We start from the raw sequence: 12,181 nt of genomic DNA, 5'->3' as shown, positions 1-12,181 counted from the left end.
AGCATTTAAGCTTAAATTTAATAATAAGGCCAGAGGTTTTAGCACGGCTTGGCTAGTGATGTAAATAAAAGTCTCTGAAAATGTAACCAGAATGTAATGATGGTGGGGTCGTGAGGCAAGGCAGGAATAAAGCGCCATTGCTGTTGCAGCAATGGCGCCGGACTTGAGTTGACTAGTGCTTAGTGACTGCACCGCCTGCTGCGTCTTTACCTTCGTCAAGGTAAGCGCTTAAGTCCTGTTCGTTAAAAGCATAGGTTGTCATGCAATAATCACAGGTCATGCTGAGGTTGCCTTGCTCTGCCAGAATGGATTTCAGCTCTGCCGGTTCAATCTGGGCAATGGCGGCCAGGCATTTCTCCGTTGAGCAGCTGCACTGGTAACTGACATCCTGAGGCTCAAACAGACGCACTTCTTCCTGGTGATATAAGCGGTATAGCAAGGTTTCGGCATCCAGGGTAAAGAGTTCTTCACTTTTTATCGTCTGGGTCAGCTGGCACAGGTGGTCAAAGTCCTGCTGCTGTTTTGCTTTATCTTCTCCGTCGGGCATTAATTGCACCAGGGCGCCGCCGGTTTGCTGCGCCTGTTCATCGCAAAACAGCCAGATTTGGGTGGGGATTTGCTCAGATACTTCAAAATAGTGGGCCAGGCAATCCGCCAGGGTGTCCCGGTCCAGGGCCACTACGCCCTGATAGGCTTCTCCCTGGTTCGGGCGTATGGTGATGATCATATTGCCTTTGCCGATAAGGGCTTTCAGGCCTTGTGCATCTGTGGCTTCTTTTAACCGGGCAATGCCGCGCATCTGCTGGTTATGGTTGCCGTTGACGGCAATATAACCCACGGGGCCGTCTCCCTGGAGCTGTACCGTGATTTCGCCTTCAAACTTTATCGTGGCGGTCAGTAAACAGGTGGCAGCGAGTAATTCACCCAGTAAGGTGCGTACCCCGGCGGGGTAGTCGTGTTCACCTAAAATTTCTTGGTAGCTTTGTTTTAATTGTACTAATTCTCCACGCGCATGCAGATCATCAAATAAGTAGCGGTTTAAAACGTCAGAACGAGACATATTCAGTTATATCCTTTCTTTAAGTTGTCGGATTTTACGGCGTTGTTTCTTATCCGGTTTAGCGTCACCGGCGGGACTTAATAAAATTCCCTGCTTGCGGGCCAGGGCATTTTTTTCGCGTGTTTCCAGGCTGCTTTCTAACTCCCGGTACAGGGTTTGCGCGAAGGTGGCGTCCCTGCGTTTGTCCGCAAGTGCGATGACAGTTACCTCTTTTTCTTCGTAACCTTGCCTAACTTTTATTGTATCACCGATTGACACGGCTCTACCTGATTTAGTACGTTGTCCGTTGTAAAAGACTTTACCGCCGTCGATCATTTGCTTGGCAATGGCCCGGGTTTTATAAAAACGTGCCGCCCAGAGCCATTTGTCTAATCGAGTCGTGTTAGTTTCCGTGCTCGATGCCACTGGTTTTGTTGCCATAGCTGCTCCCCCGATTAAAAATTGGGCGAAAGTTAACATAACCCTGCGCATTTCGCCATAAGGATTTAAATTGTAAATTTTAGTGACAATGTCACCGCTGTGCTTGTTGCTTATCTAATGGTCAAGTATCATCGGTTGAGCTTAATATCGTCATTTAACGTAAATTATAAAGAAAAACATAGAACTATATGGAATTGCCAAATAATATGGCCTCGTTAACTGAAACGATAGCCAAACTCCCGCAACAAAGGATTGCACAAGCTGTCATTATTTTGATGTTAGCTTATATTGCATATCTGGGAGCTCAGATTACATGGATGTTAGTGCCCGAACCCGCCGCTAACAATACCGCAACCAGTGTACCCGGAGGCAATAACGTCTCACAGGAAAAGCAAAACATCAGTGTCTCCAAGATACAGGCATTAAATCTTTTCGGAGAGTATAATAGCCAGGCTGTCGAGGAAGAAGTGATTGAAATTGAAGATGCGCCGGAAACCCGGTTGAACCTTACCCTGACCGGCGTGGTGGCCAGTAATAAAAGCGACAATGCCGCTGCCATTATTGAACATCAGTCGAGCCAGGAAACCTATGGTATCGGCGATTTAATTACAGGCACCCGGGCAACCTTGGAACAAGTACACAATGACAGGGTCTTAATAAAACAGTCGGGTCGTTTGGAAACCTTAATGCTCGATGGCTTTGACTATGAGCAGGGCAAAGGAGGTAAAACGAAAGCTTTCCGTGCCAAACCCGTGACCAGCAAGAATAAGAGTAAGGCTAAGTCATCGAGGACAAAATCAAGGGAAAAAAGCAAGGGGGCCAAAACATCGGCAAAGCGCGTAGATCAGCGTGATAACCGTCAGTTAAGTAAAAGTGTGACCAGCTTGCGTAATGATATCACAGAGGACCCGGGGAAAATCACAGATTACCTGAAGATTTCCCCCAAGCGAGAAAATGGTAGTGTCACCGGTTATCGCCTGATGCCGGGTAAAAATCCCGAGTTTTTCCAGAACTCAGGGTTAAAATCCGGTGATGTTGCGGTGCAAATGAATGGTTTCGATTTAACGGTACCGTCGGATGCGGCCCAGGCATTAAGAGCCTTAAAACAAGAACGAGAAGTGGCTTTACTGATAGATCGTAATGGCGAAATGACAGAAATATTGTTCAGGATAGATAATTAGTTATGAGAAATTTTTTAATGAGCCAGACAGTAAGTGCTCCTAAGTTGAAAAAACTGGTACTGGGCGTATCAGCCGCCATTGCTTTTAGTACTTTAACTGTGCCGGAGCCGGTTTATGCCGCGCAATATTCTCCTAATTTTAAAGGGACGGAAATCACTGAATTCGTTAATATTGTCGGTAAAAATTTAAAGAAAACCATGATCGCCGATCCCAATGTGCGCGGTAAGGTTAATGTCCGCAGTTATGACTTATTAACGGAAGAGCAGTATTACCAGTTTTTCCTCAATGTGCTTGAGGTTTACGGTTTCTCAGCCGTGGAAATGGATAACAATGTTATAAAGATTATCCGCTCCAAAGACGCAAAAACCTCTTCTATCCCGGTAGTGGGCAATGAAGACCCGGGCATGGGTGATGAAATGGTCACCCGGGTGATCGAAGTGAAAAATGTTACCGTACGCGAATTGGTGCCTTTGCTGCGCCAGTTATCGGATCAGGCCGGTGGCGGCAATGTGGTCAACTACGACCCTGCCAACGTCATCATGCTGACCGGTACCGCCGCCGTGGTAAAGCGCCTGGTGAAAATCATCCAACGGGTTGACCGGGCCGGTGATAAAGACGTACAGATCATCCGTCTCAAACATGCTTCGGCCGGTGAAATGGTGCGTATCGTCGAAGCCATGAATAAATCCAGCCAGGGTAAAGCGGGTACCCCGACTTTCCTGATCCCGAAAATTGTTGCCGACGACAGAACCAACAGCGTGATTGTCAGTGGTGAGCGCCAGGCACGTGAGCGGGTCGCCCACTTGATTGAACGCCTGGACAGCGAGCTGCAGACCAGCGGCAATACCCGGGTGTATTACCTGAAATATTCCAAAGCGGAAGACATGGTGAAGGTGTTGACCGGCGTCAGCGAATCGATTGAAGCGGAAGGGCAAAACAGCAAAACCAAGACCCGAAGCGCGAAAAAACGCAATATCAGCATTGAAGCCCATGAAGACACTAATACCTTAGTGATCACCGCACAGCCGGATATGTTACGTTCCCTTGAAGCGGTTATTCGCCAGCTTGATATCCGCCGTGCCCAGGTACTGGTAGAAGCCATTATCGTTGAAGTATTTGACGGCGATGGCGCCAACCTCGGGGTGCAGTGGTTCCACGAAAAAGGCGGCTTTACCCAGTTCACCAATGGGCCCGCGACTATCAGTTCGGTAGCGGCCGGTGTTGCTGCGGCTGAAGGTGAAGAAGGGACTACCATCACCACTTATGATGAAAATAATCGCCCAATCGAAACCAAGAACCCGGATACCGATGGTGACTTTACCGTCCTGGCCAGCGCCTTAGGTTCGGTCAGCGGTGGCATGTTAGGTTTTGTCGATAACGATTGGGGGGCGATTTTACAGGCGGTCAGTACCGATACTAACTCTAACCTGTTATCCCGTCCGAGCATTACCACCTTAGACAACGAAGAAGCCTATTTTATCGTTGGTCAGGAAATCCCGATTATTACCGGCTCTACTGCGAGTAACAATAACTCTAACCCTTTCCAGACGGTGGACCGCCAGGAAGTGGGTATTAAATTGAAGGTCACGCCTCAGGTCAATGAAGGTTCAGGGGTGCAGCTGACCATAGAGCAGGAAGTTTCCTCGGTGAGCGGTGCTACCGGGGTGGATATTTCCATCAACAAACGTGAAATCAAAACCACAGTGATGGCTGACAGCGGCGCGGTCATTGTGCTGGGCGGCCTGATCGATGACGATGTCCAGGAAAGCTTGCAGAAAGTCCCTTTGCTGGGAGACATTCCGGTGCTGGGGCACCTGTTTAAATCCACCAGCAATAGCGTGCGTAAGCGTAACCTGATGGTCTTCCTGCGTCCTACCATTATCCGGGACGGCGAGACCATGCGTACCATTAGCAAAGAAAGATATAACTTTATCCGTGCAGGCGAGCTAGAAAAACAACAACGCGGGTTATCTTTAATAGGTGATGCCGAGCTGCCGTTGATCCCCGAGTGGAATGATGAACTGGCGCTGCCGCCGACGTTTGATGAATATATTGAGCAGAAAAAATCGGATGATACTTCATCCGATAAGCAAGAACATTAGTGATGAAAGTTATGGATAGGGAGGCTGAGGTGACAGAGCCGGAAACATTTTCAGCCGCATCTGAACAAGTAAAGGCTGAACAGGCAGAAGCTGCGCAAGTGGCAGCTGAGCAAATCGCCACTGAGCAATTTTCAGGGGCAGAGCAGGATGAAACTGCCGGGCTTGACCATGAGCTTGAGGAGCAAGGTCCTGCGGCCGACTTAAGCCTGTCGTTTGGTTTTGCCAAGCGCCACAGTGTGCTGATCAGCCAAGAGGAAAGCGGCCTGGTACTGGCCTGCCTGAAAAGCGTTGATGCCGACATCCTGATGGAAGTGCGTCGCCGGGTACGGGCGCCTTTTAGCGTCGAATTCCACAGTGCAAATGAATTTGAACAGTTGCTGACCCTGGCCTACCAGCGGGATTCTTCCGAAGCCAAGCAGATGATGGAAGACATAGGTAACGAAGTCGATCTGTATTCGCTGGCGGATGAAATGGTGGAATCTGAAGATCTGCTTGAAAATGAAGATGATGCGCCGATCATCAAGCTGATCAATGCCATGCTCAGCGAGGCAATCAAGGAAAATGCCTCGGATATCCATATTGAAACTTTTGAAAAGGCGCTGCAGATACGCTTCCGTATCGATGGCGTGCTCAGGGAAGTATTGAAACCCAACCGTAAGCTGGCCTCTTTGCTGGTATCGCGCATCAAGGTTATGGCCAAGCTGGATATCGCGGAAAAGCGTATTCCCCAGGATGGCCGTATTTCCCTGCGTATTGCCGGTCGTGCGGTGGACGTGCGGGTCTCGACCATGCCTACCGGCCATGGCGAGCGGGTGGTATTGCGTTTGTTAGATAAGAACGCTGCCCGCCTCGATTTACAAGATCTGGGCATGACAGATTCCAACCGCAAGCGTTTCAGCGATTTAATTGATAAACCCCATGGCATTATCCTGGTGACCGGCCCGACCGGTTCCGGTAAGAGTACCACGCTTTATGCCGGTTTGACCCAGATAGACAGCCGGGAAAGAAATATTCTGACGGTGGAAGATCCGATCGAATATGCCATCGAAGGCATAGGCCAGACCCAGGTAAACAACAAGGTAGATATGACCTTTGCCCGCGGTTTGCGCGCCATTTTACGTCAGGATCCCGATGTGGTGATGGTGGGGGAAATACGTGACCTGGAAACCGCACAAATCGGGGTACAAGCCAGTTTAACCGGTCACCTGGTATTATCTACCCTGCATACCAATACCGCCGCCGGCGCCATTACCCGGATGGAAGACATGGGGGTTGAGCCTTTCCTGTTATCCTCGTCCCTGTTGGGGGTACTGGCACAGCGACTGGTGAGGACCTTATGTCCGCATTGCCGCGAAGCCCATTATCCGGATGAAGAAGAAATTCATATGTTAGGCCTGGGTGATGACAATACCCAGCAGATATACCGCGCCGTGGGTTGCAGCGAATGTAACCATAAAGGTTATAAGGGGCGTATGGGTATCCACGAACTGTTGGTCGTGGATGACAAGGTCAGGGAAATGATCCATAACGGCAAGGGCGAACAGGCGATTGAAAAATTTGTCCGCCGCACCACCCCGAGTATCCGCCGTGACGGTTTCGATAAGGTGATGGCCGGTTTAACCACCCTGGAAGAAGTTTTACGTGTCACGCGTGAAGATTAGGGGGTGAGATGGCAGCATTTGATTATCAGGCGGTAGACAACCGCGGCAGAACGAAAAAAGGGGTGATCGAGGGAGATACCCCGCGGCAGGTGCGCACCCAGCTCAAAGAACAGGGGTTGATGCCGATTGAGGTAGTGCCCAGCCTGCAAAAAACCAAACAAAACACCAAAAAAACCGGCGGCAGGGGCAAGGTCTCTGCCGCTGAATTGGCACTGATGACCCGTCAGCTGGCAACCCTGGTGGAATCAGGTTTGCCGTTGGAAGAATCCCTGATGGCGGTGGCGGAACAATGTGAAAAAAACCGTATCAAAAGTATGGTAATGGCGGTGCGTACCAAGGTCACCGAAGGTTATGGTCTGGCAGAGAGCATGGCGGAATTTCCACAAATATTCAGTCACTTATACCGTGCCATGGTAGCCGCGGGGGAAAAGTCAGGTCATTTGGACAAGGTCTTAAACCGCCTGGCGGACTATACCGAGCAGCGGCAAAAAATGCGCTCCGACTTGATCCAGGCACTGGTTTATCCGGTGATCATGACCCTGGTTGCGGTCGGGGTGATCGCAATATTGTTGGTGGCGGTAGTGCCGAAAATTGTCGGCCAGTTCGAGCATATGGGGGCAAACCTGCCGGGTACCACCCAGTTTCTGATTTCCTCCAGTGACTTTTTACAGGCCTATGGTTTATTTATCCTCTTGTTTATCATGCTGGTAATGATGGGCTTTTCTAGGTTACTGCAAAAACCTGCCTTCCGTTTGGCTTATCATGAGCGGCTTATTGCCATGCCCGGCATAGGCAAAGTTGCCCGTGGCCTGAATACCGCCCGTTTTGCCCGTACGTTAAGCATATTGACCGCCAGTGCCGTGCCCTTACTGGAAAGCATGCGTATTTCCGGCGAGGTACTGGATAACCTTTATATCAAACAAAAGATCAAAGAGTCGGCGGACAAGGTGCGCGAAGGCTCGAGTTTGCGGGTATCGCTGGAGCAAACCAAGCTGTTTCCCCCTATGATGCTGCATATGATCGCCAGCGGTGAAAAAAGCGGTAAACTTGAAGGCATGCTGGAGCGGGCGGCAGATAACCAGGACAGAGAATTTGAAGCCTTGATGAATATATCATTAAAGGCTTTTGAGCCGGCACTTATGGTGTCTATGGCCGGGGTAGTGTTGTTTATTGTCATGGCAATTTTACAACCTATTATGCAACTAAATAATTTAATGGGAACTTAAGCAGGAAGTTAATGATGAAAAATTTACACAAAGCGAAAAAAGCGCGCGGTTTTACGCTACTCGAAGTGATGGTGGTGATCGTGATTTTAGGTATTCTTGCCAGTATGGTAGTGCCTAACCTGATGGGCAGCCAGGAACGTGCCAATGTACAAAAGGCGGTGTCGGATATCAATGCCCTGGAAACCTCGTTAAGCATGTACAAGATGGATAACTATAACTACCCGAGTACAGACCAGGGGCTGGAAGCCTTAGTGACGGAAACCGATATTGAGCCACTGCCGCGCCGTTTCCCTGAAGACGGCTACGTGAAACGTCTGCCTCAAGATCCGTGGGGCAACGACTACCAGCTGTTAAATCCGGGCGAGCAAAGCAAGATGGACGTTTTCTCCATGGGACCTGACGGTGAAGTGGGTACCGAAGACGATATCGGTAACTGGAACCTGGGTGATTACCAGTAATCATGAATTTAGGCAGGCAAGGGGCTTTCGCCGGTGTTAAGGCATCGGGCAAAGGTTTACGGACAGGACGTGGGAGCAAAGGTTTTACCCTGATTGAGGTGATGGTGGTGATTGTGGTTATCGGCATCATGGTCTCCCTGGTACAGTTTTCAACGTCGGGCAACCGCCCGGAAGAAAAACTCAGGCAAGCCAGTGAAAGGTTTGCCGGCGTGTTCGATATTGCCGCCGAATATTCCATGCTCAACAATGTCGAGCTGGGCCTGCTGGTGGATAAAAATAGCTACCAGTTTGTCGGTTATGACGGGGTACGCTGGAGTCCGTTGCCGGATGAAGATTTATTTGCCTCTTACAGTGTCTCGGAAGATCTGGCAATGGCGTTGGAGCTCGATGACCTGCCGATAGAAGAGCCTGCCTTATATGACCGCAGTATCTTTGAAGTGGAAGAGGAAGACAGCTTTAGCGAAGAGGAAGAAGAAAAAATAATTCCCCAGGTCTATATCCTCTCAGGCGGTGATATTACGCCTTTTAGCCTGACCTTCAGTTTTGTCGAAGAGTTAGTGTTGGATGAGGAATTTGCCTACCGGGTAACGGGTTTGTTTACAACGCCTTTGACCAGGGAGTTTTTAATTGACGGCAAAGTTATCGCAGGACCCGAAGCCGATGAATAAGCATTTTAAAGCCGCCGGGTTTACTTTGATTGAAGTCATGCTGGCCATGGCTGTTTTTGCTATTGCCGGTGTTGCCTTACTCGGTGCTGCCGATACCAACTCACGCAACCTGGGTTATCTGGAGCAAAAAACCTTTGCCGACTGGGTGGCGGCCAATCAATTGGTGGCGACAAGTCTGGTGACTACCTGGCCACCGAAAAATAATAAAAAAGGCAAGGTAGAGATGGCCGGCCGCGAATGGTTCTGGCAACAAAAAGTGGTGAAAACCGCCGACACCAATATGAGACAGGTGGTGATGGAAATTCGTTTAGAGGAAAAAGCCGAAAAACCGCTGACCAGTTTAACCACCTACCTGGCCAAGAGTAGCCTCTAATGAAGGCCTTTGTTAATAACCGGGGTTTTACCCTGCTGGAAGTGCTGATTGCTATTGCTATTTTTTCCGTGGTCAGCCTGTCTAGTTTTACCATCTTTGATACCGTGCTTTCCAGCGAAGAAGCGTCGAAAACCCGCACCGAGCGCATGAATGAATTGCAGCGGGCGTTTTTATTGATTGAAAGAGATCTGACGCAAATTGCCCGGCGCAGTATCCGGGTGAACGGTGAGCAGCCCCTGGACGGTTATATTCATACCGACGAGAGCAGCTTTTTTTCTGAAACCCAGGCGATAGGTTTTGTCCGCAACGGCTGGACCAACCCGGGGTTGTTATTGCCCCGCAGCGATATGCAGTCGGTGGCTTATCAGCTAAACGAAGAAACCCTGGAGCGTTTGCATTTTAATTTTGTCGATGCGGTGCCGGGAGAGGAGCCTAAAGTGCGTCCTTTGATCTCTGGGGTAACATCGCTGAAATTTAACTTTTTTGACGGCAAAGAGTGGCAGGAAGAACTGGCCAAAGGGACTTTGCCGCTGGCCATTGCCATTGAAATTGAACTGGAAGATTATGGCCTGGTTCGCCGCCAATATTTAGTGGCGGGTGATGTGCCTGAGGACAGCGGCCCCGGCGATTCGTCGCGCGGCAACTCCTCTCGGGGCAAAGGCTCGAACAATAATGGCGGTAACTCAACAGGCGGCGGAAATAACTCCGGCGGTGCCTCTAAGGGGAGCAAATAATGGCCAGGCAGCAAAAAGGGGTCGCGCTGATCACTGTGATGCTGGTCGTTGCCCTGGCATCGATACTGGCAACCCAGATGACTGCCCGTTTACAATTACAGATGCAGCGCACTACCAATGTTAATTTCAACCAGCAGGCCTACTGGTATGCGATGGCAGCCGAAGCCTACGGTAAAAGGGCGATCTTGCTGATCAATGATGATGAACCGGATGTAACCCATTTGGGCCAGGCCTGGGCCCAGGGAGAAGTCAGTTACCCGGTGGACTTTGGCCAGATCACAGCCGAGGTGGTTGATTTACAGGCGTGTTTTAATTTAAATGCCTTAAGAACCCCGCCGAGTTCGCAAAATGCCAATAACGGCGGCAATAGCGGCAACAATAAATCGCCTGCCCATGAAGCTTTTGAAAAATTGATCACTGACCTGAATGTTGAAGGGGTCGGGCAATTTGAAGCAGAATATATGGCGGATGCTTTGGCGGACTGGCTCGATGACAACAGCTCCATTGTCAGTGCCGGCGGCGCCGAAGATAATGATTATGCCGCCAAAGAATTTCCCTATCTGCCGGCGAACAACTTACTTGGCAGTGTCAATGAGTTACGCATCGTCGAGCACTTTACCGTGCCGGTGATCAATGCCCTTAAGGAGCATGTGTGTGTGATCCCGGGTGAACCGACCCTGGCGCTGAATATCAATACCGTGGATGCCGAGAAAGCGGTGGTGTTGCAGGCGTTATTGGATATTCCGTTATCGGATGTCCAGCAGGCCTTGTCTTCCCGCGAAGAGGAAGGTTTTCAGTCGGTAGACGATTTTTTTAATTTGCCGGAAATAAGCAAGGCGAAATTAGATGATGATAAGAAGAAGCAGTTTGTTGTCGACAGCGAATATTTTAAGCTAAAAACAACAACCAAGTTTAACAATAGTTATTTTGCACTGAATTCGATTATGAAAGTAGATAATAATAATCAGGTACAGGTAATTAGCCGCACTATAGGACGTGATTGATGGCTGAAACTTTATTTATTAGACTGCCCAGCCAGAGCCAGGAATGTATCCATTGGTTGATTTGGTCCGGGGCTAACCGTGAGATTATTGCCAGCGGCGAGTTGGAGCATACAGGACAATTGAGTGAGCTGAGGGACAAGGCGGAAAACCGTCAGGTGACGGTTTTTGTCCCCGGCTGTGACGTTTCCCTGCGCCGGCTGAAAGTGCCGGGTAAATCCGGGCGTGCTGTCCGGCTTGCGGTCCCTTATATGCTCGAAGATGATCTGGCCCAGGATGTCGAGCAGCTATTCTTTGCCTACGGCAATATTAAAGAAGACGAGCAGGGGCATAACTGTTTTACCGCTGTGGTCGATCGCGAACAAATGCACTTATGGCAAAGCTGGTTGGCGGATGCCGGTATCAGCACCAAGCATATCATCCCGGATGTACTGGCGATGCCTTTACCCGAAAATGATGACGCCGGCTGGTCAGCCGTTGGTTTAGGGCAGCAAACGTTAGTGCGCCAGGGCCAGTGGCAAGGGCTATGCCTGGATAACGGCATTTGGCCGCTGATGCGTGAAAAATGGCAGCAGGCAACACAGCCACAAAGCGAAAGCAATGATGGCGAAGTTTCAGAGGAAGGTCATGAACCCCCCGATAGTGAAAACAGCCCTGCCGAGCTGGTCATTGATGCCTATTCGGCGCTTGAGGGCGACGATCAGCTTATTATCCGGGCACAGCCGGAAGAGCTGCCGTTAGCTCTGTTGGCACAACATGTCGACCCCTCTCTGGTAAACCTGTTACAGGGAGAGTTCCAGCAGGTGCAGCCGAGGTCTAAAGCAACCACCAGCTGGCTGTGGGCAGCGGGTATTGCCGTATTTGCCCTGGTGATGAATGTCGGCATTAAAGGCGCCTCTCTGATGCAGGTGTCCAACCAGCAGGCAGCGGTTGAACAGCAGATTATAGACACCTATAAAAAAGCGTTTCCTGCCACCAAAAGGGTGCGGGTAACCACGATCAAGTCACAGTTAAAGCAAAAGCTTAATGAGTTGGGGCCGGGTAACAGCAGCGGCGGTTTTCTGGAAATGCTGGCTAAGGTACAACCGGCTTTTGCCAGTGTACCCGGGATGAAACCGGCATCGATTAAGTTTGACAGCAAACGCCAGGAATTACGCCTGCAGGCGCTTGCCAGTGATTATCAGCAGTTTGATAAATTTAAAAATGCGTTGGAAAAAGCCAGGTTAACGGTGAACCTCGGGGCGCAGAGCAACCAGGGTGAGCAGATTTCCGGCTCATTTAGTATTAAGGGATAATC

At 49.9% G+C, this 12,181-nt stretch carries 12 protein-coding genes; 10 read left to right on the top strand and 2 right to left on the bottom strand.

What is annotated here, in order from left to right; translation table 11 throughout:
- Window positions 1–172: 172 nt before the first annotated feature.
- Window positions 173–1,060 (bottom strand): Hsp33 family molecular chaperone HslO, encoded by an 888-nt coding sequence (hslO, locus tag SG35_RS27360; protein WP_044834274.1) that lies wholly within the window; start codon window positions 1,058–1,060, stop codon window positions 173–175.
- A 6-nt stretch (window positions 1,061–1,066) separates the two neighbouring features.
- Window positions 1,067–1,480, bottom strand: a complete 414-nt coding sequence (locus SG35_RS27355; protein ID WP_044834463.1) for an RNA-binding S4 domain-containing protein — start codon at window positions 1,478–1,480, stop codon at window positions 1,067–1,069.
- Window positions 1,481–1,668: 188 nt separating this feature from the next.
- On the opposite strand from SG35_RS27355, the gene gspC reads away from it, so the two are divergent.
- From gspC to gspL, 10 genes are read left to right on the top strand one after another with little or no spacing between them, the layout of a single operon-like run.
- Window positions 1,669–2,661 carry a type II secretion system protein GspC gene (gene gspC / locus SG35_RS27350; RefSeq protein WP_044834273.1) on the top strand — a complete coding sequence of 331 codons (993 nt, stop codon included), beginning with the start codon at window positions 1,669–1,671 and terminating at the stop codon, window positions 2,659–2,661.
- A gap of 2 nt (window positions 2,662–2,663) precedes the next feature.
- The gene (gspD, locus tag SG35_RS27345) at window positions 2,664–4,763 is read left to right on the top strand and encodes a type II secretion system secretin GspD (protein WP_236702637.1); all 2,100 of its coding nucleotides are present in this window, start codon (window positions 2,664–2,666) and stop codon (window positions 4,761–4,763) included.
- Between the two features lie 2 nt (window positions 4,764–4,765).
- The gene (gspE, locus tag SG35_RS27340; protein WP_236702636.1) at window positions 4,766–6,424 is read left to right on the top strand and encodes a type II secretion system ATPase GspE; all 1,659 of its coding nucleotides are present in this window, start codon (window positions 4,766–4,768) and stop codon (window positions 6,422–6,424) included.
- A gap of 8 nt (window positions 6,425–6,432) precedes the next feature.
- Window positions 6,433–7,650: a type II secretion system inner membrane protein GspF gene (gspF, locus tag SG35_RS27335; RefSeq protein WP_044834272.1), complete on the top strand. Its 1,218-nt coding sequence runs from the start codon at window positions 6,433–6,435 to the stop codon at window positions 7,648–7,650.
- Window positions 7,651–7,664: 14 nt separating this feature from the next.
- Complete coding sequence (gene gspG / locus SG35_RS27330) at window positions 7,665–8,108, top strand: type II secretion system major pseudopilin GspG (RefSeq protein ID WP_044834271.1); 444 nt, start codon at window positions 7,665–7,667, stop codon at window positions 8,106–8,108.
- A gap of 2 nt (window positions 8,109–8,110) precedes the next feature.
- On the top strand, window positions 8,111–8,776 hold the full coding sequence (gspH, locus tag SG35_RS27325) for a type II secretion system minor pseudopilin GspH (protein ID WP_084692861.1): 666 nt from the start codon (window positions 8,111–8,113) through the stop codon (window positions 8,774–8,776).
- Window positions 8,769–9,149 (top strand): type II secretion system minor pseudopilin GspI, encoded by a 381-nt coding sequence (gene gspI / locus SG35_RS27320; protein WP_044834270.1) that lies wholly within the window; start codon window positions 8,769–8,771, stop codon window positions 9,147–9,149. The genes gspH and gspI overlap by 8 nt, the downstream gene beginning before the upstream one ends.
- Window positions 9,149–9,883: a type II secretion system minor pseudopilin GspJ gene (gene gspJ / locus SG35_RS27315; protein ID WP_044834269.1), complete on the top strand. Its 735-nt coding sequence runs from the start codon at window positions 9,149–9,151 to the stop codon at window positions 9,881–9,883. Before gspI ends, gspJ begins: the two co-directional genes overlap by 1 nt.
- Entirely contained in the window at window positions 9,883–10,887 is a 1,005-nt protein-coding gene (gspK, locus tag SG35_RS27310) for a type II secretion system minor pseudopilin GspK (RefSeq protein WP_044834268.1), read from the top strand. The genes gspJ and gspK overlap by 1 nt, the downstream gene beginning before the upstream one ends.
- Window positions 10,887–12,179: a type II secretion system protein GspL gene (gene gspL, locus SG35_RS27305; RefSeq protein ID WP_053043223.1), complete on the top strand. Its 1,293-nt coding sequence runs from the start codon at window positions 10,887–10,889 to the stop codon at window positions 12,177–12,179. Before gspK ends, gspL begins: the two co-directional genes overlap by 1 nt.
- Window positions 12,180–12,181: the final 2 nt, after the last annotated feature.

This window comes from Thalassomonas actiniarum (assembly GCF_000948975.2).
GTDB classification, from domain to species: Bacteria; Pseudomonadota; Gammaproteobacteria; order Enterobacterales; family Alteromonadaceae; genus Thalassomonas; species Thalassomonas actiniarum.
The sequence above is the reverse complement of the archived record's forward strand: the minus strand, read 5'-3'. Positions and strand labels throughout refer to the sequence as shown.

Excerpts from the sequence above, each read along its gene's own strand:
- hslO (WP_044834274.1), bottom strand. The coding sequence starts at position 1,060 with ATGTCTCGTTCTGACGTTTTAAACCGCTACTTATTTGATGATCTGCAT.
- SG35_RS27355 (WP_044834463.1), bottom strand. The coding sequence starts at position 1,480 with ATGGCAACAAAACCAGTGGCATCGAGCACGGAAACTAACACGACTCGA.
- gspC (WP_044834273.1), top strand. The coding sequence starts at position 1,669 with ATGGAATTGCCAAATAATATGGCCTCGTTAACTGAAACGATAGCCAAA.
- gspD (WP_236702637.1), top strand. The coding sequence starts at position 2,664 with ATGAGAAATTTTTTAATGAGCCAGACAGTAAGTGCTCCTAAGTTGAAA.
- gspE (WP_236702636.1), top strand. The coding sequence starts at position 4,766 with ATGAAAGTTATGGATAGGGAGGCTGAGGTGACAGAGCCGGAAACATTT.
- gspF (WP_044834272.1), top strand. The coding sequence starts at position 6,433 with ATGGCAGCATTTGATTATCAGGCGGTAGACAACCGCGGCAGAACGAAA.
- gspG (WP_044834271.1), top strand. The coding sequence starts at position 7,665 with ATGAAAAATTTACACAAAGCGAAAAAAGCGCGCGGTTTTACGCTACTC.
- gspH (WP_084692861.1), top strand. The coding sequence starts at position 8,111 with ATGAATTTAGGCAGGCAAGGGGCTTTCGCCGGTGTTAAGGCATCGGGC.
- gspI (WP_044834270.1), top strand. The coding sequence starts at position 8,769 with ATGAATAAGCATTTTAAAGCCGCCGGGTTTACTTTGATTGAAGTCATG.
- gspJ (WP_044834269.1), top strand. The coding sequence starts at position 9,149 with ATGAAGGCCTTTGTTAATAACCGGGGTTTTACCCTGCTGGAAGTGCTG.
- gspK (WP_044834268.1), top strand. The coding sequence starts at position 9,883 with ATGGCCAGGCAGCAAAAAGGGGTCGCGCTGATCACTGTGATGCTGGTC.
- gspL (WP_053043223.1), top strand. The coding sequence starts at position 10,887 with ATGGCTGAAACTTTATTTATTAGACTGCCCAGCCAGAGCCAGGAATGT.